Below are 21,873 nucleotides of genomic sequence, written 5' to 3' on the forward strand. Positions count from 1 at the left end.
ACAATACCTCAAAACCCCATTCTTTATTTTTTAATCTTTGTAAATAGTCTCAAACTTTTTTGTGTTGCTTGAATGAATGTAAGACTTTAAGAGTATCATATATTTTCATATTTTTGTGATACTAAGTTCTAATCTTGTTGGCAAACTAGTATTTTTGTTTGTAATAACTACATTGGTCCCAATTTTGATTTCAGGTTACATTACATTTGAGACCTCAAAATCAACACTTGAAAAAGAAACCCTTGATAAATTAGAGACAATCTCTCAATTAAAGACCCAGAGAATTGTTGAAAATTTTGAAGTATTAAAAGAAGATATGATTGCGGTGACAACTTATCCTGATATACAAAAACATTTCCCAATACTAAAATCCCATTTTGGTGATTGGGAACATCCTGAATATCTTGAATCAAAAAAAATTCTCAATGAACAATTGATACAATTTGAAGATGCAAAAAGTATGGTTGTTGATATTATGTTGATAAATGAAGATGGAAAAATAGTTTACAACACAAATCCTGATCATGGTGCAAAAGAATTAGGGTTGCTATTGCCTGATCCTGATCAAAAGGCATTTTCAGAAGGACAAAAAGGAACATACATTGCCCAAATGTTCAAAAATTACCTAGAAAATTTTGAGCCATACATGCTACTATCCACCCCAATCCATGATGACGATGGCAATTTTTTGGGTTTGATGACATTTGAGCTAAACATGGACTTGGTATTTTCTATTGTTGCTGACTCTTCTGGACTTGGGGACACTGGTGAAAATATCATTGCTACAAAAACTGATACGGGAGTTTTATTTTTGAGTCCATTAAAAAATGAATCTGGTGCTGTACTAAATAAGGAAATTGAATTCAATTCGTCAGACGGTATTGCAATACAGCATGCCGTAAGAGGAGAGGAATTCATGGGCCAAACAAGTGATTATGCTGGAGTAGATGTGGTTGCTGTGGGAACATACATTCCAATGCTTAATTGGGGCATGGTCTCAAAAATTGATTCTTCTGAAGCATTTTCATCTGTTGCATATCTTGAACAAATCAATTCCTTGCTTGCAATAATATTCACTGTTCTTGTTGGCATTATAGGATTTATTGCATCCAAAAATATCGCAAATCCTATTATCAAATTAAATAAATCTGCAAAATCTGCCACATCCGGTGATTTTTCACAAAGTGTGTCTCATAGTGGTTCAGACGAACTTGCATCATTTGTAACATCTTTTAACCATCTGCTAGAAAAACTCAAAATCCATGAATCCCAACAACAAGAGTATAATACAAAACTCGAAGAACTTATTTTCCAATTAAAACAACAAGACAAAGCAAAAAGTGAGTTTGCATCAATGATTTCACATGAACTGAAAACTCCTCTTACTCCTATTCTTGGTTGGTGTCAAATGTTAGAACAAGGAATTGGAGGGAGTCTTACTGAAAAACAAGAACATGGGTTGGCACAAATCAAAATAAATTCAGAAAAACTTCAAAAATTAATTCAAGATATTTTGGACTTGCATAAATTAGAACTAAATCAATTTTCATTCAGCACATCAAAATTTAATGTAAAAGAATTACTCACACAAATAGCTGAAGATTTTAGAACTGACAAAAAAGAAAATTGTCCAATTAGCGTAGATTCTGAAGAAATTGTAATGACTTCTGATGATCATCGCATTTCACAAATTGTCACTAATTTTGTTACTAATGCACTTGATTTTCTACCTGCAAAGGATCCAAAAATTGTACTATCTGCAAAGAGCGATGGTGATTATGTCCGAGTTTCTGTTAAAGATAATGGTATTGGAATACCCGAAGAAAATCAAAAGAATTTATTTAAAAAATTCTACCAGGTGGATACTTCTCGTAAGCGAAAACATGGTGGTTCTGGTCTTGGACTCTCAATATGTAAAGGAATTACCGAAGGCCTAGGTGGCACAATTGGTGTTTCTAGCAAGGTAGGCAAGGGCTCTGAATTTTATATCCGAATCCCAAAACGCTTGGTTTTGAATTCAAATGAATTTTCTCGATCTCAAATAGACAATTAGATGTCTGATATTTTTAGACTAGAGGATTAAGACGAGTTTAGATCTGGTTCATAGATGTACAACCTGTTGATGGTGACATTAAACAAATTTGTGTGTGCCGGGGGCGAGTTTCGAACTCGCGACCTCCAGATTATGAGTATTGCCTTAGTTGGAGAACCGCTAGAGTTTACCAAGTAACTGGCACTCTAACCAGGCTGAGCTACCCCGGCATAATATTAGCCTGAAAATATGGGAAATTAAATGATTCTTTCAAAACTTTACTTGTGTTTTTCTATTTTGGCAAGTATTTTTCCTAAAAAAATGCACTGCATGGCAATGAATACTCACTCTTTAACTTCTTTTTTACAACATTAGCCTCAATGCGAAAATCTTATCACAAAATCACTATTTTGACATCAATTCTGATTGTATCTACTATCTTGATATCTGCAAATGAATTTTCAAATATTGCATTTGCTGATGATGAAGGAATAGCACATGAATATGATTTTGTAGCAGGAATACATAATGTAGCTACTTTTCATTTTAGAAATGGTATTGAAACCGTAAATTTCCCTGTCTTTTCAACTACTTCTGATATAGTATCCGATGGCGGAACCAGTTTTAGAATGGAAGGTGTAGTCGGTCATAATCCTCATCTTCATATGGCATTAGATGAAGCATACAAATTCAGATTAGCAAAATTAACTGGTGGAAGTGCATTTGATTATAATCATAGATATTTTGATGTTGATGTTAACGTAATGCAATCTGATACTATCTTAAAATCATTCACGTACAAAAATTGTGAAATTAATTCCCATTCTGTAACCACTCAAAATGATGATTATGAATCCTACCATGCATCAAATTCTGGATTTGCAATTGTTAACTCAATAGAATTTAACTGTGGAGGTGTTTCAATTAATCAAGAAGAAAATTTTCCAAGTGTACGTCCTGGAGAAAGAACTTTTACAGATTATGGTGCATTACCATTCAAACAAGCTAATGATCTACGCACTTTTCTGACATTCGACTTTGATAACGGTGCTGAAAAGATAGAATCTGTAATTTTTACATCAACTGGAGGATTTACTGAAGAAGATATCGGAACTCCTAGTTTTCAAATAATCACTGCAGTGTTGCCTCATCCATTAATTGATAATGCCATTGTAAAATCTCAAAAAGTTGGTGGTCTTGCAACAAGTTTTAATGAAGACTTTGATGTAAATGTGGAATTTGTAATTCCTGAAAAATCAAATGGACTAACTACAGTAAGTGCTCAAACAATACGTGCTCTTGAATATGATGATTGTATTGTAAGTGGATATGATATACTTACTTTACACGATAAAGAAGAAGGTTATACTGGAAAACGTGGATTTGCTACTGCAGAAATTCTTGATGTTGAATGTTCTGGATTGAGCCCTGTAAATCCAAACAATGAACCTAATCCTGTTACTGTTGATTATAACATGGGTACTGGTCCTAGAGCCGTAACTACATTTAGCTTTGATAGTGGTACTGAAGTTGTAGAATTCCCTGAATTTTATCAGGGTAACTTGATTGCACGAGCAAATCCTACATTTGAACTTGTAGGTGTACCTGGAGTAACTCCACTGTTATATGATGTAGTTGACAACTCTAGAAAGACTGGTGCAAAAACAACTGGGGTTTCTTCACTTGATGAGTTATTTGATGTAAAAATTGATTTGATGTACGGGGATATACTTGCTAGAGGATATGATTATTCAAGTTGTCATATAACTGACTATGTTCTTAAAACCGAACACGATCTTGAAGAAAGTTTCTACAAAGGCTTTGCATTAACTAATGAATTCCACTTTGAATGCCTAGGATATTCTCCAATAGATCCACACCTTAACATGAATGCTGCTAAAAAAGCTGATGTTGAGTCTTCAAAAGACTATCAAGCAAAACAGCGTTCAACTTGGGGCCCAGGCTTTACATATGTTCCAAAGTAGTTTTGTTTTAATTATTTAATTTCTTTCCACTTTGTATTTTCATTCTTGACCCAAAGGAATTTCTTTTGAAGTGCAGATGTGTATAATTTTTCCCATTCTACGCCTACTTCATCTGTCCATGCTTTGAAAACACGTGGGTCAATGTAATTTCTAAGTGATGTTCCAAGATTATAATCTCTGGTTTTCTCAGACAGGTCAACTTGTAATTTTAGTTTCTCAATTCTTTCTTTGTGTTTTTGTTTTTGTTTTTTGATTTGCTCATTTAGTGTCTTGATTCTCTTTTCCTTGCTCTTTTTCTGAGCGTCTGTTTTTGGTTCAGTTGATTCTACCTTTTTGAGTGTAAGTTGAGTCTTTTCCCATGCTTTTTCTTTTTCTCTACTTTTGAGAGTATCCTTCTTTTTTTGTAATGATTGCTCGAATGTTTTTGGAATGGTTCTTTTATGGTTACACATTATCGCTGCTTCAAGATTTGCCAATTTTGCGTGGTATAGTTTTTCATTATCTGACTTTCCTTTCATGTTATCATGGTCTACTAGATAGTTCTTGACTACTGTTGTTGCCAGATATGTTCTGAATACCTTTGCAGTTAGTCCCTTTACTATACCTGAATAATATGCATTAACATGTCGTGAAGTAATATCGTGGAAGATCTCATCTTTTGGTTTTTTCTTTTCTACTAATTTTTTGAGGTTTTCTTGGAATTGTTTGTCGTGTCCTTCTGCTTTTACTGTCTCTTGCCATCTCACACTGTCTTTTCCCAAGAAGTCAAACTCTATTGCATCTGCTGTAATTTTGATGTGTTCTTTTCTTAGGGTTGTTGCACCAACAGTATCTGCTTCTTCTGGATCCTTTTCGTCTCCTACCCTCATGGCAGTTCTGTAAATCAAATAACATGCAGTGGCAATTCTACTAATTTTTGGATCTGAACTTTTCATATCTTTGACAATTCTATCTTTAATCTTGTCAATCTCTTTTGCAAGTTTAACTGCTTTTTCATATTTTGCCTTGTCCCTATCTTGTTTTAGTCCTGCAGTATCTGCAAGCCAAACATATTTTCTTTTTTGTGTAAGAAAATCCATCCAACTTGCAAGCCACATTGAATCTTTATCATGAATAATTTTTCCCCATTTTCCTTCAGGTACTTTTGCTTCTTTTCCAAGGTTTAATGTAACATCTTTAGCAGTAACACGTGGTTTCCATCTTCCACGTAATGGATGTTCTCCTCTACCAATGAAAATTCCTGGAGGTTCTGCCATGTAATTTCCAACTTCGACTTCTTTTCCATCCATTATTGCAACTCCGTATTTTGCTTTGAGCTCTTCACGAAGTTCCTTTCTCTTTGCAGCAATTGCTTTTTTCTCTTCTTTTGTCATCATCTCTTTAAGATCTTTTTCTTTGTCAACTAGTTTGTAAGCATCTGAAAAATCAATATCTTCATATGAAATTTTTTTAAATTTAGAATCTAGAGTTTTTGCAAAATCTGCTGTAAAGTTTTTTTGAAAAACTTTGTCTTGAGCATATGGAGTGTCTTTCTTTTTTGCCCACTGGTAAATCATCTCCTCTTGGTCTAAATTGAGATCTACTTTTTCTCCCTTGATCTTTACCTTGATTCCTTGTGCCTCATAGGCTGGTGGAAACAGGATTCCATTGTGTTGTAGTGTTTTCCATTTCATTCTTTTTTCACCTTAAAATTGCGGACTTTGACAAAAATTGAACTCTATGTGTATATCAAGTTAACGTAGGAGTGATGTTATCCTGGAAAGAGCTCTTTACTCATGTATTTCTCAAATTCTAGGTCTGTTTTCATCTTTTTTGCCTCCATGAACATTACAGCATCTGTTCCAACGACATATCTTGGAAGCATCTCCTTATCATGAATTGCCTTGACAATCACTTCTGCTACTTGTGATGGTGCAGTTCCCATCTGAACCATCATCTTTAGTCCTGCTAGAATATGGTCTGTTAATTCCTTGTATTTTGGATCCGTCTTTGAATCTGGAACTCTCATTGATTCAAAAAAGTTTGTCTTTATCACTCCTGGCTCAATTAGAGTGGTCTTGATTCCAAACTGACCTAATTCATATCGTAAACATTCTCCCAACCCCTCTAATGCAAACTTTGAACTAATGTATGCTGGAGATCCTGGAAGTCCCATTCTTCCCACAACAGAACTAATGTTGATGATATTTCCTGAATTCTGATTTCTCATAATTGGTGCAACTTCTTGAATAATTCTCACAATGCTGAAGAAATTAGTTTCAAATTGTTTTCTAAAATCATCAACTGTTACATCTTCAGTACATCCAAACTGACCATATCCTGCATTATTTACTAAAACATCTAATCTTCCTGCAGAGTCTATTACTTTTTTAATTGCCGATACTATTGATTCTTCTTTATCAACATCAAGCTCTATTACTTCAATTGGTAGATTGTCTTTTTTTGCAGCATTTTCTAATTCTCCTGCTTTTGATAAATCTCGCATACTGGCAAATGTGTGATATCCATCTTTTGCAAGTGCTAATGCTGTCTCTAATCCTATTCCAGAAGAACTTCCAGTTACAAGAGCTACTTTTTCCATAATGATTCTAATTTTTTGTTATATTTATCCCATTTTGATTATACTAACGGTCTGTCTCCTTCTGTAGGATCAACTAGTTGTGTTTTTTCACCATTATTGATCCTCTCTAAAATCTCTAATGCTGAATACTTGTGCAAATACTCGTTGTTATTTCCACATCTGTATGAAAATGTGCATCTTGGACATCCAGCTTCATTTTTGCATGGACATTCTTTTACGATGAACATGCTTCTCTCAAGGGCTTGCTCAAATCTGTCATATAGTGCCTTACTTGCACCACTTCCACCAATGGCTCCATCGTAGATGAAAATCAAGCCTGATGTGCCCAGTGATATTCCTCCCAAATCTTGAGACACTCCTCCTGTTATCATGTTACTTCCTTCAATTACAACATGCTCTGTTGCATGATATCCACTGGCTTCAGTATATTCTTCATCCTCAGACTCTCCCATTACTTTGAGAGGTCTTGGTGCATGAAAGACAATGCCCTTTGTAACAAAATCATATTCTAGTGGTGTGTCCAGTAGAACTTTCTCTCCTTGTGTAACTTCTTGCCCGAGTTCAATGTTGACGTATCCGTATACTTTTTTCTCAATATGTAATTTACAAAATGCAATTTCGACTCCATTTGCTACTCTTCTCTCAAACACTGTCTCAATTGTAGGCCACTCTTCAGTAAGTGATTTTGTATAATATGGATAGTCTCTTGGAATTTTCTCAATCTTTGCATAATTTTTTTCTGGATAATCAAACTCTTTTACCTTGTAACGAATTCCTGCAAGAAAATAGATTGCATCTTTGTGTAATTCCTCTAATGCAATTGGTAATATTCTATCTCCGACTTTTTTTCCATTTAAGAAAATATCAATTGATTTTCCTATTCCTCTAATGCTGTATTCGTTTAGAAGAGAATTGATTTTATCAAAATTAGGAATTATTCTGTTGTTGAATTCTTTTAGATTCTCTTTGATGATGTGATGTTCAATTACATCCTGGTGCTCTTTGAGTTCATGTTTTGAGATTGGTCTATCGCATGCCATTGCTAATACTTGGAATTCCTCAACAAATGGATTTTTGGGATCGATGTATGTTTTTTCAGTATCTTCAAAATAATCATCTGGATGATTCTTGTAATATTGTGAGATTGGGTCATTTCCTAAAGCCAAAAATGCATACCCTCGTTGCCCTTTTCTTGCTGCCCTTCCAATTCTCTGAATTAGTCGATTTACTGGGATGGTCGATGAAATCACACAATCAACATTTCCTACATCTATGCCTAATTCAAGCGTGGGAGTACATGAAATTGCATCAAGAATATCCTCTTTGAACTGCTTTTCAACAAATGTACGATAATTTGCCATTAATCCTGCTCTGTGAACTTTGATGTTGACCTTTTGCTTTTTTGCCTGAATTGCTAAAAGTTCAGAATTGAGATGTGAATTGTTAAAGACCATAGTCTTGTGTTTTTTCTCAGTAAGTTTCTTTGTGAGTTCTACCATCAAAGCCCTTTGAGTTCGAAGTGATGGAAATAACATCGCAAAGTCTGTCTGCCCTTTTTTTCCTGAACCTTGAATTTTCTGCATCTTTTCTCCAAACAATTTCTCACAAAATTCTTTGGCATCCTCAAGTGTAGCAGATGCTGCAACAAATTGTAATTTGTTTGTGCAAATTCTTTTGAGTCTCTTTATGATATAATGAACATTAGAACCAAAAATTCCTGAGTATACATGAGCCTCATCTGTGACTAGAATTTTTGTAGATGCCAAAATTGATGAGAATTTTGTTTGGTGCCACATATGGTAATGTAGCACATCAAAGTTTGTTACAAGAATTTGTGGTGGATTTTCAATAATCTCTCTTCTGTCATTTTGTTTTGTGTCTCCATCAAAGACCTCCACTCTGACTCCAATTTTCTGTGCAAACTTTTTGATTTTGGGGAACTGGTCTCGTGCAAGTGCTTTTGTTGGATAAACAAAAATTGCAAAAACATTTCCCTCATTGGAATCTTTTTTTATTCTTTGAATTACTGGAATCAAAAATGCTTCTGTTTTTCCTGAGGCAGTTGGAGCCTCAATTACTACATTTTCGCCATATGTAATTTCAGTTATTGCCTCTTCTTGGAATTTGTAAAATTGCTCAATTCCTAATTCATTTAGATGCTCTGTGATTGATTCATCTAGTCCCAAATCATCAATTTTACAGCCCATTTTAGGCTCAGGATTACTCAAAACCTTGTATTGTGAAACATAGTCTTTTTTTGAAAATAATATCTCTTCAGTTATTTTGTCTGGCTTGTTTTTACCAATCATACTTTTAATTTCACTTTCATCCCTGACAATCCCTTCATCTTTGAGTCCTTCAGATAGTCCCTTTTCTGTGACCAATCCCTTGTCATATCTTGAAAGAAACTCCAAAAACACCTCATCAACATTTTTTGAGAATTCTAACAGATCCTCAATTCCACAATTACTACATGATACATGCATTTTTTTATTGAAAGTCTTTTGAATCTCAATTCTGGACTTGCATTTTGGACATGATAACTTCAAGATCTATTTGCTAAGAAACGATTAGTGATTTATTGTTACTTCATAGTATTTACCCATGACATTATTATGCTAGGAACTAGTCTTGAATTTAAAAATGAAAAAAATCGAGATTAACAAAATTTACAATCAAAACTGTGTTGATGGGATGAACTCTATTCCTAAAAACAAAATTGATTTGGTTATCACCGATCCTCCTTTTGCCATAAATTTCAAGGCAAAAAAGGCAAATTATAACAGAACCTCATCACATGTCCTCTCTGGATATAATGAAATCAAACCTGAGGACTATTATGATTTTACATTTTCGTGGATGAGTGAAGTTTTTCGAATCTTAAAGGACTCTGGAAGCATGTATGTCTTTTCTGGATGGAATAACCTCAAAGATATTTTGAGAGCATTAGATGATGTTGGGTTTACTACCATTAATCACATCATTTGGAAGTATCAGTTTGGTGTAGTTACAAAAAAGAAATTTGTCACATCTCACTATCATTGTCTTTATGTCTGCAAAGATGACAAAAAACGAAAGTTCTTTCCCTTTTCTAGGTTCAAAAAAGAGGACAAAACTAAGGATGGCCGCAGTCTTCACTACAAAGACAAAGAAGACGTTTGGGACATCAAAAGAGAATACTGGACTGGTGATGAAAAAACCCCAACCAAACTTCCTTCTGAATTAATCCAAAAACTCTTGGAATACTCTAGTGAAAAAAAAGACATTGTGCTTGATCCTTTTCTTGGTTCCGGACAGGTTGCAGTTGTAAGCAAATCTCTTGGTAGGAGATATCTTGGATTTGAAATTGTTCCTGATTACTACAAGTTTGCAAAAAAGCGACTTGACAAAGATCTGTATCGAATTAAAAAATCAAAATAATCATTGATTGTTTTCTGGCTCGTCTATTTTCCTTTGGCCAATTTTATCTGAAATAATTTTTCTTAATTCATCATCTGTTTTTCCATCAACTTTGACTCCTATTGATTTTGCAATGGTCTCTAGTTTTTGTCTCTCTGATTCCACTGGTCCTGAAATCTTTGGTGCTTCTTCTGTGACTTCTTTCATGCTTTGTTGAATGTCATTTTTTGCCTTGTTGTATTCATTTACTGCTTTTCCAAGTTTCCGTGCTGCCCCTGGAAGTTTACCTGTTCCTAAAATCAAAACTAGCGCAACAAAAATTATGATTATCCATTCACTACCTCCTACATTTAGTGAATAATCTATCATGATCTCATGTGTCGTGTTTTGAAATTAAACGTAATGTTTGAAATTATGCCTAGTGAGTCCATTCATGAATATCACGAATGAGAAGTAGTTATTGATTTAAATAAATTCAAGATAGTTTACCAATATGAAGAAAATTGAAACAATAGTTCCATCTGGAAAGAAAGATGAAGTTATTGCTGCTATCAAAAAAGTTGGTGTAGGTGGTGTAACTGTTCATCAAGTTCAAGGCCAAGGTGCACAAGATCCTCCTCTAGTTGGAGAGTTCTTTAGCAGAGACATGATAATCTGTGTAGCTGACGATCCTAAAGTAGATGAAATCATCAACGCAATCGCAAATGTTGCATGTACTGGAACCAAAGGTGACGGTAAAGTCTTTGTAACTGAAGTTGTTGATGCATTAGATATCTGCACAAAAAAACGTGGAACAATGGATATCTAATACAATACTCTTTGCGGCTCTAGTTTCTTTCTAGTAATAATTGCAAGTAGTGCCACTCCAATTCCTATTACACAAAATATCAGATATGGTGTATTGTCTCCTAAAGATTGTGTTATTGGACCTCCAAGAGTAGGTCCTATTGCCCAACCCATTCCAAAAACTGTTTCATATGCGCCAATAATTTTACCTGAAATTCCTTTTTTCGTCTTGCTTAGAATTATCTCTAATGTTAATGGGAAAAATATACTAAAACCAAATCCCATCAAAACCAATGCGATTCCAAAAGTAATGATTGAATCAGCTACTACTGAAATTGCTAGTCCTGCTGAAACTGCAAAAACTGCTGCAATTAAGGTCTGACTTGTTTTTCTTGCAAATTTTCCTGCAAGTGCCAATGATACCACCCGTGAAATTCCAAAAACAAAAAACAATAACAAAATGTCTGTATCTGTCATCCCGTTGTCATTTAGAAATGCTGGATAAATTGTCAGAATTATTCCAAAAGAGGATGTACAAAAAAGCAATAAAATTATGACTTCAGGAAACCTCTTCATTTCTTTGATTGATGAAAATGAGAAATGTTCATGATGATTTCTTACACTCTTTCTTGAAACAAGAATTGATGAAATTAGTGCTGTGGCCAGAATGAATGATGTGATTTGAAATAGTATTCTATAACTGGTATCGAGGTTTTCCAAAAACACTGTGCCTAGTAACGGCCCTACCATGAACCCAATTACAAAAAACATTGTAAACCATGAGATGTTTTTTACTCTGCTTTTCTCTGTACTTTCATTTGATATGATGGATTCACATGGTGGCCAGAAAAATGCATGTGCCACACCTGTCATAATCCTGAATCCCATTATTTCTGGAACTGATTGTGCAATTGATAGAAGGTAAATTGATGCAGAATTAATTGCAGTTCCCAAAGCCAAAAGATATCCGTTGTTAAATCTGTCAAGAAGAATACCTACAAACAACGGAATGAACATGTAAGGAATGAAATTAGCTAATCCGATTAATCCTAGTTCTGAATATGTTGCACCTATGACATTTTTTGCAAATACTGGAAGAATTGGTCCATGCAATCCATAAGAAATTCCAATGATTAGACCTGTGATGTTAACTAGAATCAGAACTTTGTTCATTTGTATGCTGCAACCATTATTGCTCCACCCATAAGATCTTTCTCAAATTCTACTCTTGAGAATTTCTCTAACAACAAACCTTCTAGCTTTTTGTTTTGTGGCCATCTCTTGAAAGTTCCATAGAGTGTTCCAAACTTTAATCCCAGTTTACCTCCTGCAGTAAATGCAAGAATTGGTAGGATGCATCTGAGATAAAATGCAACTCCTGCTCTGATGAATGAACTATCCGGTTTTCCCAAATCTACTATCACAAATCTCCCCTCTTTTTTCAAGACTCTGTGAATTTCCGAGATTGCAATTCTGAGATTTATTGCATCTCTTAGGGAATAACCACACAACACTGCATCAAACTCTTCATCTCTAAATGGAATGTGTTCAAAAACACCATTTGCCATGTCTGGAGTTTTTTCAAAATGTGAACCTGTATTCTTTAGCATTGGAACTAGGGGATCATAAAGTGTCACTGAAATTTTTCCATCAGTTAGTTTCAATGCCGTCTTTGACATGTTACCAAATCCTGAACCTGCATCAAGTATTTTATTTCCTGGAAGAACTCTGTTTGAAATTCCGCGATTACGGTGCTCAACATCTTTTCCTAATGATATGATTGAATTTACTTTGTCATAAACTGGAATAATTTCACGAAGTACTTCAATTACTTCTCCCCAATAATTACTTCCTAAACCCATTATCTATCGTCTCATACACTGAAATGAATATCTTTCAAATCTAAAATTCTAAGGAACAAACTTTGATGCGTTTTGAGAATATTTTTCCAAGTCTGCTTCAGATACTTTTTCAAAGATTTTGGATTCAGTTGAAATTTTTGCCATCTTGATGTCACTGATTCCTTCTTTTTTCTCTGCCTTTAGATTAATTGCTGCAATTGCCAATGCTGCTGCATCTTCTAAACTCAAATCATCTCTATAATTTTTCTCCAAGAATGCATTTACATCATCTGAACCTGCTCCAATAGCAATTGCTGCAAATTGAACATAAGTTCCGCTAGGATCAGTTACATAGATTGATTCACCTTTTTGGTCAACACCTGCAATAATCATCGAAACACCATTTGGACGAACTCCTCCATACTGAGTAAATTGATGAGCTTGGTCTGCTAGATGTTTTGCAACAGTGGCAACCTCTACTGATTCATCATAGGTCATTCTATTTCCTTGTGAGAAGAATCTTGCATTGTCAACTTGAACACGTGCATCTGGAATGTATCCTGCTGCAGCAACACCAATGTGATAATCTACTTGGAAAATTTTCTGTGTAACATCTGTACTTTGTAATGTACGAGGTTTTTCCTCAACTGCCATGATGACTCCTTCTTTACTAAGCACACCAATTGCTAAAGTTCCTCTTTTTACAGTCTCAATAGCATATTCGACTTGGTAAATTCTACCGTCTGGAGAATACATGGTAGGGGTCATATCGTAACCACGTGATGCCATCATGTTATCACGAGTTCATCCTCAGTCAATTTAAGGGTAATTGTCAAGCCTGAATGTGGAAAAGATCTGGAAATAGGGTTTTAAGCAAAATGTGCATATTTTACTTTAAGAAATATGGCAAATCAATTATTAGAATTCAAAGAAATTCTTAGATCTAGAAAAGTCTCAGAACAAAGAAAACCCGATAAACAAACTAGAAAATTACTCTTTTACTTGTTTACAAGTACTAGAGGGGGATTTACCAGACTACGAATCATCATGAGTCTTCTAGACAAACCTTACAACACTCATCAACTCTCACAAGAACTTGAACTTGATTACAAAGCCATACAACATCATATGAAAGTCCTTGAGAAAAACAATATGGTGTCAAAAATTGGTGAGAAATATGGCGCAATATTTCACTTGTCAAACTTTCTTGAAATCAATATCTCTGCTCTCGATGAGGCAATCGATAAACTAGATAGAAAGATGAATTACAAGAAAGTCTATCTTTGATTCACATGTTATGAAATGCGATCAGAAATTTTTAACCAAACTTATATAATTGGAATATTCCTAGATCGATCGTCTTGGTAAAATCTGACCCATTTGCAAATGCAACAAAACAGGTCAACGATGCATGTGATATTCTTGGAATTAAAGACAAAGGTATACGGGATTATCTTGCAATACCAAACAGGATTCTTAGAGTAAAAATTCCTGTTACTATGGATGACGGAAAAGTTAGAGTGTTCATCGGTTTTAGAAGTCAACACAATAACGATAGAGGTCCATACAAAGGTGGTATCAGATACTTTAATCCAGAAGGTGGAGTTGAATACATGGAACGTGAAGTGATGGCACTTTCATCTTGGATGACTTGGAAATGTGCAATTGTTGATGTTCCATTAGGCGGTGGTAAAGGTGGAATTTACGTTAATCCAAAAACTGAAAAATTAAGTGAAAATGAATTAGAAAGACTTACTCGTGGATTTGCATATAAAATTTCAGAAGTAATAGGTCCTGAAAAAGACATTCCAGCTCCTGATGTTTACACAACAGGAAAAGAGATGACGCAAATCATGGATACATTTAGCAAACTAAACGGCAACAAATACTCTCCAGGTGTTATTACTGGAAAACCAATCTCGATGGGTGGTTCTCTAGCAAGAAATGTAGCAACTGGTTTGGGAGCTGCATACACAGTTAGAGAAGCTGCAAAGACATTGAAACTTAATCTTAAAGGTGCTAAAGTTGTCTTACAAGGATTTGGTAATGCATCAACGTTTGCAGGTGAATATCTTGAGAAGATGGGTGCAAAAGTAATTGCAGTAAGTGATTCTAAAGGTTCTATTTCAATTCCAAAAAGTGCCAAAGTTAGTAAAATCTTGGAACACAAACAAAAGAAAGGAAGTGTTCTCGGATTCCCTGGCAGCAAAGAAATCACTACTGAAGAACTACTTACAATGAAATGTGATGTTCTAGTTCCTGGTGCACTTGAAAATCAAATTACAGCTAAAATCGCTAAAAACCTAAAATGTAAAATTATTGCAGAAGCTGCAAACGGTCCAACATTGCCTGAAGCAGACCCAATAATTGAACAAAAGAAGATTCTAGTTATTCCTGATATCTTGGCAAACTCTGGTGGTGTGTGTATTTCATACCTTGAATGGGTTCAAAATAACATGGGTTACTATTGGACTTTTGATGAGGTTGCAAACAAGATGGAGAAAAACATCACTCAGGGATTCAAAGATGCCTATGCATTATCCAAAAAACACAAAATCGATATGAGAAAGGCAACCATGGTTTTGGCTGTGGAAAGAGTACTTGAAGCCTTTAACCAAAAAGGTATCTGGCCTTAGGCAAAATAAGACTCGTAACAAACTAGTTGTTCAATAAACATTATCTTTCCTTTTGTAATTTGTCGTAATTTCTTTTTGTAAACAAGATCTACTTTGGTTCTTCTTTGCAACAACTGAATTGTTTTTCCAGTAAGGTATCTTCCTTTTTTGTCTCTGTCAAACAAAAGAATAATTTTTTTGTATTTAGCAGCTGAATCTGCAAAGTTGTTAATTCCTCCAAACTTGTGAAATTCTAAAATTTTTCCTTGGAATCCTAATTTTCTTAATGCATTAAAATCCCTTTTTCCCTCAACTACTACCACTGCTTCTCTTAGAGAATTTAGTTGAAAAATAAAATTTTGTAATTCTGAAATCTCTTGATGTGTTACAAACATGCATCTTAATTCATTTTAACATATTAAGCACTTTTGTATATCTAAAACATGTCTGATGTATTACTTGTACAAAATACTCGAATTGAAGGCTCTGGTTACCTTGGAGAACTTCTAAAAGAAGATGGATATAATATTACATCAATTAACGCAAAACATGAAAAAATTCCTGACAAGGATTTTTCCCTTGTTGTAATTTTGGGTGCTCCTGAAAGTGCAAATGATGATTTACCCTATCTTAGAGAAGAACAACAACTAATCAGAAATTCTGTTAAAAAAAATATTCCTGTATTGGGAATATGTTTGGGTTCTCAACTTATTGCAAAAACTTTTGGTGGTAAAGTTTACTCTGGTCCAAAAAAAGAGATTGGATTTTATAATGATCTCAAAACCTCAAATGACTCTGGATTATTCTCTGGTTTTCAAAACCCATTTACTGTATTTCATTGGCATGGTGATACCTTTGATTTGCCTGATGGTGCCATCCCTCTAGCCTCATCTGAGCACTATCAGAACCAAGCATTTCAATACAAAAGTGCAGTAGGACTACAATTTCATTTGGAAGTAAATGAAGCAATGGTAAATCTGTGGCTTGATAATACTGAGGAAAAACTCCAAAAAATCCCTTACATCGATCCAAAAAAAATCCGTTCTGATATTGATCAAAATATTTCAATTGTAAAATCGAATATGAAGAATTTTTACAATAATTTCAAATCAGAATTTCAACTTTGACCAAAGTTTAATATATTGAGTTTTGACTTCATCGATCGAACGATGGCTGCAGTTAAGAAAATTTTTGATGAAATTATTGAAACTGATCACAAAGTCATCACTGAAGAATCATCAAAATCTATTCTCAAAACTTATGGTGTTAAAGTACCACCTTATGCATTAGTAACTTCTGCTGAAGAAGCAGCAAAACAAGCAAAGAAGATTGGATTTCCACTTGTAATGAAAGTGGTGTCTCCTCAAATCTTACACAAAACTGATGTTGGTGGAGTTAAAGTTGGTTTAGAAAATATCAATGATGTAAAAAAGACATTCACTGACATGTATGGCAGACTTTCTAAAAAGAAAGGTGTTGATGTTAAAGGAATTCTTTTGGAAAAAATGGTTCCAAAAGGTGTTGAACTTATTGTAGGTATACAAAATGATTCCCAATTTGGTCCAATCATAATGGTTGGAATGGGTGGTATCATGACAGAAGTTATGAAAGATGTTGCATTTAGAATGCTACCAATTACCACCTCTGATGCAAAATCCATGTTAAATGAACTAAAGGGCTCAAAACTTCTCAAGGGATTCAGAGGAAGTGAACCAATTGACACTAACATGGTTGCAAAAATGTTAGTAGACATTGGAAAATTAGGCGTAGAAAATGCTGATTATATTAACAGTATTGACTTTAACCCCGTAATCGTATATCCAAAATCACACTATGTTGTTGATGCAAAAATTATCTTAAACAAAGAGAAGAAAACAAACTCTATCTCAAAAGCCAAACCAAACATTACCGATATGGAGACATTCTTTACTCCGAAATCTGTCGCACTAGTTGGAGCTTCTGCTAGTCCTGGAAAAATTGGTAACTCTATCTTGGATAGTTTGGTAAATTATGATTTCAAAGGAAAGGTCTACCCAATTAATCCCAAAGCAGATGAAATCTTTGGACAAAAATGCTATCCATCTGTTGCAGATATTCCAGGTGATGTTGATCTAGTTGTTGTCTCAGTTGATTTGTCTATGACTCCTCCTGTCTTAGAGGACTGTGCAAAGAAAGGAGTTCACAGTGTTGTAATTGTATCTGGTGGTGGAAAAGAACTTGGTGGTGAACGAGCAGCATATGAAGCTGAAGTAGCAAGATTATCTAAAAAACACAAAATTAGAATTATTGGTCCTAACTGTATTGGAATGTTTAATGCAGCAAATCGTCTTGATTGTGCATTCCAAGGACAAGAAAGAATGCTTCGCTCAAAACTCGGTCCTGTTGCATTCTTCTCACAAAGTGGAACAATGGGAATTAGTATGTTGGAAAGTGCCGATGTCTTTGGTCTCTCAAAGATGATTAGCTTTGGTAACCGTTCTGATGTTGATGAAGCAGATATGATTTGGTATGCTGCAAATGACCCTCAAACTAAAGTAATTGGATTATACGTTGAAGGATTTGGTGATGGTAGAAAATTCATCAATGTTGCAAAACGTGTAATGAAAGAGAAAAACAAACCAATTGTTATCTGGAAGAGTGGAAGAACTGCTGCTGGTGCAAAACAAGCAGCATCTCACACAGGCTCACTTGGTGGTTCAAATGCAATCATTATGGGAGCATTTAAGCAGGCAGGAATTATCTCAGTTGAAAGTTATCAAGAATTAGCTGGAGTTCTAAAGGCACTAGCATGGCAACCATCTGCAAAGGGCAACAAAGTTGCAATGACAAGTAATGGTGCAGGTCCAATGATTGGTGGAATTGATCAATTAGAAAAATATGGTCTAACTATCGGAAAACTATCTCCACAAAATGTCAAAAAAATGAAAGCACACTTTCCTCCTGCAGTTCCAATTCACAACGGTAATCCTGCTGATGTTGGTGGCGGTGCAACTGCAGAAGATTATAGATTTGTTATTCAACAATTTATGGATGAGAAAAATATCGATATTGCAATGCCTTGGTTTGTATTCCAAGATGACCCATTAGAAGAAACAATAGTTGATCATTTAGCTGATTTCCAAAAGAAAAGAAAGAAACCTCTTTTGTGTGGTGGTAACGGTGGTCCATACACTGAAAAAATGATTAAATTAATTGAGAAACATAATGTCCCAGTTTACCAAGACCTCAGAACTTGGGTTGCAGCAGCATCTGCACTCCATCAATGGGGAAAAATTTCTAAAAAATAGATAACATTTAAGTCTCACATGACTTGACAAATTTTCATGTCACTAGTTACCACATCTACTTCTGATGGCATTTGTACTGTCAAAATCAACAGACCTGACAAACTCAATGCTATGAATACTGATGTTGCAAAAGAACTAATCAAAACTTTTGAAGAACTAAACCAGAATGATGATGTCAAAGTTATCATTTTGACTGGTGAAGGCGAAAAAGCATTTTCTGCTGGTGCAGACATTGAATACATGTCAAAAATCTCTGCAGACGAATCAGTAGAATATGCAAAGACTGGTCAGCTTGTTACTTCAACAGTTGAATTAGTTAAACAGCCAACTATTGCAGCCGTTAATGGTTTTGCATTAGGTGGAGGTTGTGAACTTGCAATGTCTTGTGATATTAGAATAGCAGCAGATACTGCTAGACTGGGTCAACCAGAAGTAACAATTGGTGTCCCTCCTGGATGGGGTGGAACACAAAGATTAATGAGAATCGTGGGAATAGCAAAGGCAAAAGAACTTGTTTACACAGGTAAAATGATCAAAGCAGATGAAGCAAAAGAAATTGGTCTTGTAAACCATGTCGTTCCTCTTGCATCATTACAAGAAGAAGCTTTGAAAATGGCACAACAAATTGCTGGAAACTCTACAATGGGTGTACAGATGTCTAAAGTTGCAATCAACAAGGGAAGAAATGCAGACCTTGATACTGGTCTTGGATTGGAAATCCTTGCTTGGAGAAACTGCTTTACACATCCAGACCGCCAAGAGAGAATGACTGCATTTGTTAACAAGTCAAAGAAATAGCTATTTCCTATCTCTTTCTTATTTTATTAGTTATTTTTTCAATTCTAGGATACTGTAACTAATCCAACTCTCCATGGATGGAATGAACAATAGTATTTGTAAACTCCTTCTTCTTCAAATGTAAACTCAAATCTGTCCCCTGTATTTAGTGGTGGACTGTTAAACATTTGTATCACCTTTCCACTTACATCTATACTTTGGATGTTATGTGGTACTGAATCATCATTTATCCATGTAACTGTGGTTCCTACTGGAATTTCTAAATTCAATGGTGAATAGAAACCTGCACCTGTGACGTCAAAGTTTCCATTTGGAATGACCACTTGTGAATTAACTGCTTTTGGAACAGGTTCTTCTATGTTGTCTATTACAATGACTTTGTTTTCAATCAAGAATTTTATCATGTTGAGAAATTCGCCTTCAGAAACAATTCCTTCACCATACCACAATGCTGTATTTTTCACCCATTCTGGTACTGCTTGTGCATTTGCTACATTAATTGAAAGTGAAACTATTGAAACTGCAAAAACTAAAACCAATACGGCCATTGTTTTTGAACTGCGTTTCATACAAAACCATTGAAATCCTGTAATTTATAATATTTGAGTGCAATGCAATGCAATGCATACTTGATTATTAAATCTGATAATCACACATGATAATTATGCAAGAATTAGTCCAAACAAGAAAAATAATGGATGATGAAAGAAAGCAAATAATTTTAGAAGTCCTAGCTGACAAATATTGCAAACAAATCCTCCATGATACACTAGAAAAACCAAAATCTGCAATGGAATTATCTAGTGATAAAAAAATCCCTATCAGTACAGTATACCGAAGATTACAAACTCTATATGATGCAAAATTACTTGCAATCTCCGGTTCGATAAATGAAGATGGAAAGAAATACTTCCTTTACAAGAGTAAGGTAAAATCCATATCTCTAAAATGCAATTTGGAGGAAACATCCATCGAAATCGTTCCTAACTCGTCTAGTACGAGTTAACTATCATTTTATAATTGGGGATCTGAGACATGTTGAAAGAGAAATTGGGTTCAAACAGACAGGTCCACAACCAAAAGAAAGAATCAACACGTAGTATTACCTATAGGCTTCCAGAAAAACTAGTCAATGAACTAGAAACTGAAGCTACAATGAAAAGCATATCTCAGAATGTTCTTGTAAAACAGATTCTGGAAAAATATGTTCAGTGGGATAGATTCTCAAACAAAATTGGAATGATTCCTGTTCCAAAAGGAATCTTGGAATCTTTGGGCAGTGAACTTGATGGAAAAGACATTGATGAAATTATTACATTGATTTTTCCAATGATCAAAGACACTGTTTTGTTTATCAAAGGAGGTTATGATTTGAAACGATGTATTGAAACCCTGGAGGATTACATGAGGGCATCTGGAATGAACTCTGATCATAGAATTGAAGGTGACATGCATAGCTTTTTGATTCAACATGAACTTGGAATGAAATGGTCTGTTTTTACAGAACAATTACTAACACAAGTCTTTCGTAGTTTCTTACCTGATAAAGAATTAAAATTCCAAACCACTGATTCTACTGTAATTCTTACTGTTCAACTGGGCTCTGATTTTAATGAACATGATTATCATGATTGAAATTCAGTAAATCCTTTGAAATATCATATGACATTATCTCTTGCATGAGTTCTGACACTGTTCAACAAAAAACCCTTGTCAAAGAAATCATGAGCAACTCCGTTATCTCTGTAGATTCCTCTGTTACTGCAACTGATGCTGCAAAAATGATGGAGAATTCTAATGTTGGCGCAATTGCTGTTTTAGAGAATGGATCTCCTGTTGGGATCGTAACTGATAGGGATTTTGCAATTAAAATCACTGCTCATTCATATCCTATTGATACTCCTATCCGAAGAATAATGTCGACCCCTCTAATTTCAATTGATCCTGATTCTGATCTTTTTACTGCTTCAGATTTGATGTCTACAAGAAATATTCGAAAATTACCTGTAATTGATGATGACCGAATTATTGGCATAATTACCTCTACTGATCTGGTCAAACATTTTGCAAGTCTCTAAAATTTGATAAAAAACGACTGATTTCTTGGATTACTAGTGTGTTGGGTTGGAAAAGCTTATTATATTTTGAGCCGACTTTTTTGTTCATTATGGCAACTGAACAAACACAAAAGATGATCACAGTTACTACAAAAGCAGCTGAGAAAATCAAAGAATTCATGAAAGAAGAAGCAGAATCCCCTGAATACCTTAGAGTATATGTTCAAGGTGGAGGCTGTTCTGGTTTGTCTTATGGAATGGGCTTTGAAAAAGCACCAGAAGAAGATGATCTAGTCATGGAAGAAAATGGTGTAAAACTTTTAGTTGACAGTTACAGCGTTGACCATCTACAAGGTGCAAACGTTGACTATATTGAAAGCCTAATGGGTTCTGGATTTAAGATTAACAATCCAAATGTTACAAAATCCTGTTCATGTGGTCATTCATTTAGTACTGAATAAACACACCATCATTTTTCATTTTTACATCCTC

The 21,873-nt window shown here is 34.8% G+C and carries 22 protein-coding genes and 1 tRNA gene; 13 read left to right on the plus strand and 10 right to left on the minus strand.

Annotated elements, in window-relative coordinates:
* Nucleotides 1-115: 115 nt before the first annotated feature.
* Nucleotides 116-2,053 carry a sensor histidine kinase gene (locus Nisw_RS07110; RefSeq protein WP_141977744.1) on the plus strand — a complete coding sequence of 646 codons (1,938 nt, stop codon included), beginning with the start codon at nt 116-118 and terminating at the stop codon, nt 2,051-2,053.
* A 95-nt stretch (nt 2,054-2,148) separates the two neighbouring features.
* Here Nisw_RS07110 and Nisw_RS07115 read toward each other — a convergent pair.
* Nucleotides 2,149-2,262: transfer RNA gene (locus Nisw_RS07115), tRNA-Met, on the minus strand.
* Nucleotides 2,263-2,412: 150 nt separating this feature from the next.
* Here Nisw_RS07115 and Nisw_RS07120 point away from each other — a divergent pair.
* Nucleotides 2,413-4,017, plus strand: a complete 1,605-nt coding sequence (locus Nisw_RS07120; RefSeq protein ID WP_141977746.1) for a hypothetical protein — start codon at nt 2,413-2,415, stop codon at nt 4,015-4,017.
* An 11-nt stretch (nt 4,018-4,028) separates the two neighbouring features.
* Here Nisw_RS07120 and Nisw_RS07125 read toward each other — a convergent pair whose 3' ends face one another.
* The 3 genes from Nisw_RS07125 to Nisw_RS07135 form a co-directional block, all read right to left on the minus strand.
* The gene (locus Nisw_RS07125; RefSeq protein ID WP_141977748.1) at nt 4,029-5,690 is read right to left on the minus strand and encodes a DNA topoisomerase I; all 1,662 of its coding nucleotides are present in this window, start codon (nt 5,688-5,690) and stop codon (nt 4,029-4,031) included.
* 77 nt (nt 5,691-5,767) lie between these two features.
* The gene (locus Nisw_RS07130) at nt 5,768-6,598 is read right to left on the minus strand and encodes an SDR family oxidoreductase (protein WP_141977750.1); all 831 of its coding nucleotides are present in this window, start codon (nt 6,596-6,598) and stop codon (nt 5,768-5,770) included.
* 38 nt (nt 6,599-6,636) lie between these two features.
* Entirely contained in the window at nt 6,637-9,147 is a 2,511-nt protein-coding gene (locus Nisw_RS07135) for a DEAD/DEAH box helicase (RefSeq protein ID WP_141977752.1), read from the minus strand.
* Between the two features lie 94 nt (nt 9,148-9,241).
* Between Nisw_RS07135 and Nisw_RS07140 the strand changes: the two genes are divergently transcribed.
* Nucleotides 9,242-10,018: a site-specific DNA-methyltransferase gene (locus tag Nisw_RS07140; protein WP_141977754.1), complete on the plus strand. Its 777-nt coding sequence runs from the start codon at nt 9,242-9,244 to the stop codon at nt 10,016-10,018.
* Here Nisw_RS07140 and Nisw_RS07145 read toward each other — a convergent pair whose 3' ends face one another.
* Nucleotides 10,019-10,366, minus strand: coding sequence for a twin-arginine translocase TatA/TatE family subunit (locus Nisw_RS07145; RefSeq protein WP_141977756.1), 348 nt, complete (start codon nt 10,364-10,366; stop codon nt 10,019-10,021).
* A 124-nt stretch (nt 10,367-10,490) separates the two neighbouring features.
* Between Nisw_RS07145 and Nisw_RS07150 the strand changes: the two genes are divergently transcribed.
* Nucleotides 10,491-10,805, plus strand: coding sequence for a P-II family nitrogen regulator (locus Nisw_RS07150; protein ID WP_141977758.1), 315 nt, complete (start codon nt 10,491-10,493; stop codon nt 10,803-10,805).
* On the opposite strand, the gene Nisw_RS07155 is transcribed toward Nisw_RS07150, so the two are convergent.
* From Nisw_RS07155 to Nisw_RS07165, 3 genes are read right to left on the minus strand one after another with little or no spacing between them, the layout of a single operon-like run.
* Nucleotides 10,802-11,956, minus strand: coding sequence for an MFS transporter (locus Nisw_RS07155; protein WP_141977760.1), 1,155 nt, complete (start codon nt 11,954-11,956; stop codon nt 10,802-10,804). The two genes, Nisw_RS07150 and Nisw_RS07155, sit on opposite strands and share 4 nt — an antisense overlap.
* Nucleotides 11,953-12,645 carry a class I SAM-dependent methyltransferase gene (locus Nisw_RS07160; RefSeq protein ID WP_141977762.1) on the minus strand — a complete coding sequence of 231 codons (693 nt, stop codon included), beginning with the start codon at nt 12,643-12,645 and terminating at the stop codon, nt 11,953-11,955. The genes Nisw_RS07155 and Nisw_RS07160 overlap by 4 nt, the downstream gene beginning before the upstream one ends.
* Before the next feature lie 48 nt (nt 12,646-12,693).
* Nucleotides 12,694-13,416, minus strand: coding sequence for an archaeal proteasome endopeptidase complex subunit alpha (locus Nisw_RS07165; protein ID WP_141977764.1), 723 nt, complete (start codon nt 13,414-13,416; stop codon nt 12,694-12,696).
* Nucleotides 13,417-13,527: 111 nt separating this feature from the next.
* On the opposite strand from Nisw_RS07165, the gene Nisw_RS07170 reads away from it, so the two are divergent.
* Together Nisw_RS07170 and Nisw_RS07175 are read left to right on the plus strand one after the other, a co-directional pair.
* On the plus strand, nt 13,528-13,911 hold the full coding sequence (locus Nisw_RS07170; protein ID WP_141977766.1) for a winged helix-turn-helix domain-containing protein: 384 nt from the start codon (nt 13,528-13,530) through the stop codon (nt 13,909-13,911).
* A gap of 74 nt (nt 13,912-13,985) precedes the next feature.
* Entirely contained in the window at nt 13,986-15,260 is a 1,275-nt protein-coding gene (locus tag Nisw_RS07175; protein WP_141977768.1) for a Glu/Leu/Phe/Val dehydrogenase, read from the plus strand.
* Here Nisw_RS07175 and Nisw_RS07180 read toward each other — a convergent pair.
* Nucleotides 15,257-15,634 carry a toprim domain-containing protein gene (locus tag Nisw_RS07180; RefSeq protein ID WP_141977770.1) on the minus strand — a complete coding sequence of 126 codons (378 nt, stop codon included), beginning with the start codon at nt 15,632-15,634 and terminating at the stop codon, nt 15,257-15,259. The genes Nisw_RS07175 and Nisw_RS07180 overlap by 4 nt on opposite strands.
* Nucleotides 15,635-15,682: 48 nt before the next feature.
* On the opposite strand from Nisw_RS07180, the gene Nisw_RS07185 reads away from it, so the two are divergent.
* From Nisw_RS07185 to Nisw_RS07195, 3 genes are read left to right on the plus strand one after another with little or no spacing between them, the layout of a single operon-like run.
* Entirely contained in the window at nt 15,683-16,366 is a 684-nt protein-coding gene (locus Nisw_RS07185; protein WP_141977772.1) for a type 1 glutamine amidotransferase, read from the plus strand.
* 42 nt (nt 16,367-16,408) lie between these two features.
* The gene (locus Nisw_RS07190) at nt 16,409-18,526 is read left to right on the plus strand and encodes a 3-hydroxypropionate--CoA ligase (RefSeq protein ID WP_141977774.1); all 2,118 of its coding nucleotides are present in this window, start codon (nt 16,409-16,411) and stop codon (nt 18,524-18,526) included.
* Between the two features lie 36 nt (nt 18,527-18,562).
* Nucleotides 18,563-19,324: an enoyl-CoA hydratase/isomerase family protein gene (locus tag Nisw_RS07195; RefSeq protein WP_141977776.1), complete on the plus strand. Its 762-nt coding sequence runs from the start codon at nt 18,563-18,565 to the stop codon at nt 19,322-19,324.
* A gap of 44 nt (nt 19,325-19,368) precedes the next feature.
* Here Nisw_RS07195 and Nisw_RS07200 read toward each other — a convergent pair whose 3' ends face one another.
* Entirely contained in the window at nt 19,369-19,893 is a 525-nt protein-coding gene (locus Nisw_RS07200) for a plastocyanin/azurin family copper-binding protein (protein ID WP_141977778.1), read from the minus strand.
* 95 nt (nt 19,894-19,988) lie between these two features.
* Here Nisw_RS07200 and Nisw_RS07205 point away from each other — a divergent pair, with 95 nt between their 5' ends.
* From Nisw_RS07205 to erpA, 4 genes are all read left to right on the plus strand, one after another.
* Nucleotides 19,989-20,330, plus strand: coding sequence for an ArsR family transcriptional regulator (locus Nisw_RS07205; RefSeq protein WP_141977780.1), 342 nt, complete (start codon nt 19,989-19,991; stop codon nt 20,328-20,330).
* 29 nt (nt 20,331-20,359) lie between these two features.
* Nucleotides 20,360-20,959: a hypothetical protein gene (locus Nisw_RS07210; protein WP_185736595.1), complete on the plus strand. Its 600-nt coding sequence runs from the start codon at nt 20,360-20,362 to the stop codon at nt 20,957-20,959.
* Between the two features lie 44 nt (nt 20,960-21,003).
* Nucleotides 21,004-21,402 carry a CBS domain-containing protein gene (locus Nisw_RS07215; RefSeq protein WP_141977782.1) on the plus strand — a complete coding sequence of 133 codons (399 nt, stop codon included), beginning with the start codon at nt 21,004-21,006 and terminating at the stop codon, nt 21,400-21,402.
* A gap of 113 nt (nt 21,403-21,515) precedes the next feature.
* Nucleotides 21,516-21,842: an iron-sulfur cluster insertion protein ErpA gene (gene erpA, locus Nisw_RS07220; RefSeq protein WP_370510676.1), complete on the plus strand. Its 327-nt coding sequence runs from the start codon at nt 21,516-21,518 to the stop codon at nt 21,840-21,842.
* Nucleotides 21,843-21,873 lie beyond the last annotated feature (31 nt).

The organism is Candidatus Nitrosopumilus sp. SW (genome assembly GCF_006740685.1).
Lineage (GTDB): Archaea > Thermoproteota > Nitrososphaeria > Nitrososphaerales > Nitrosopumilaceae > Nitrosopumilus.

What these genes read in the sequence shown, in the direction of transcription:
- Nisw_RS07150 (WP_141977758.1), top strand. Translation starts at nt 10,491, where the DNA reads ATGAAGAAAATTGAAACAATAGTTCCATCTGGAAAGAAAGATGAAGTT.
- Nisw_RS07210 (WP_185736595.1), top strand. Translation starts at nt 20,360, where the DNA reads ATGTTGAAAGAGAAATTGGGTTCAAACAGACAGGTCCACAACCAAAAG.
- Nisw_RS07155 (WP_141977760.1), bottom strand. Translation starts at nt 11,956, where the DNA reads ATGAACAAAGTTCTGATTCTAGTTAACATCACAGGTCTAATCATTGGA.
- erpA (WP_370510676.1), top strand. Translation starts at nt 21,516, where the DNA reads ATGATCACAGTTACTACAAAAGCAGCTGAGAAAATCAAAGAATTCATG.
- Nisw_RS07205 (WP_141977780.1), top strand. Translation starts at nt 19,989, where the DNA reads ATGCAAGAATTAGTCCAAACAAGAAAAATAATGGATGATGAAAGAAAG.
- Nisw_RS07125 (WP_141977748.1), bottom strand. Translation starts at nt 5,690, where the DNA reads ATGAAATGGAAAACACTACAACACAATGGAATCCTGTTTCCACCAGCC.
- Nisw_RS07200 (WP_141977778.1), bottom strand. Translation starts at nt 19,893, where the DNA reads ATGAAACGCAGTTCAAAAACAATGGCCGTATTGGTTTTAGTTTTTGCA.
- Nisw_RS07140 (WP_141977754.1), top strand. Translation starts at nt 9,242, where the DNA reads ATGAAAAAAATCGAGATTAACAAAATTTACAATCAAAACTGTGTTGAT.
- Nisw_RS07215 (WP_141977782.1), top strand. Translation starts at nt 21,004, where the DNA reads ATGAGTTCTGACACTGTTCAACAAAAAACCCTTGTCAAAGAAATCATG.
- Nisw_RS07190 (WP_141977774.1), top strand. Translation starts at nt 16,409, where the DNA reads ATGGCTGCAGTTAAGAAAATTTTTGATGAAATTATTGAAACTGATCAC.
- Nisw_RS07165 (WP_141977764.1), bottom strand. Translation starts at nt 13,416, where the DNA reads ATGATGGCATCACGTGGTTACGATATGACCCCTACCATGTATTCTCCA.
- Nisw_RS07130 (WP_141977750.1), bottom strand. Translation starts at nt 6,598, where the DNA reads ATGGAAAAAGTAGCTCTTGTAACTGGAAGTTCTTCTGGAATAGGATTA.
- Nisw_RS07120 (WP_141977746.1), top strand. Translation starts at nt 2,413, where the DNA reads ATGCGAAAATCTTATCACAAAATCACTATTTTGACATCAATTCTGATT.
- Nisw_RS07185 (WP_141977772.1), top strand. Translation starts at nt 15,683, where the DNA reads ATGTCTGATGTATTACTTGTACAAAATACTCGAATTGAAGGCTCTGGT.
- Nisw_RS07160 (WP_141977762.1), bottom strand. Translation starts at nt 12,645, where the DNA reads ATGGGTTTAGGAAGTAATTATTGGGGAGAAGTAATTGAAGTACTTCGT.
- Nisw_RS07180 (WP_141977770.1), bottom strand. Translation starts at nt 15,634, where the DNA reads ATGTTTGTAACACATCAAGAGATTTCAGAATTACAAAATTTTATTTTT.
- Nisw_RS07195 (WP_141977776.1), top strand. Translation starts at nt 18,563, where the DNA reads ATGTCACTAGTTACCACATCTACTTCTGATGGCATTTGTACTGTCAAA.
- Nisw_RS07170 (WP_141977766.1), top strand. Translation starts at nt 13,528, where the DNA reads ATGGCAAATCAATTATTAGAATTCAAAGAAATTCTTAGATCTAGAAAA.
- Nisw_RS07145 (WP_141977756.1), bottom strand. Translation starts at nt 10,366, where the DNA reads ATGATAGATTATTCACTAAATGTAGGAGGTAGTGAATGGATAATCATA.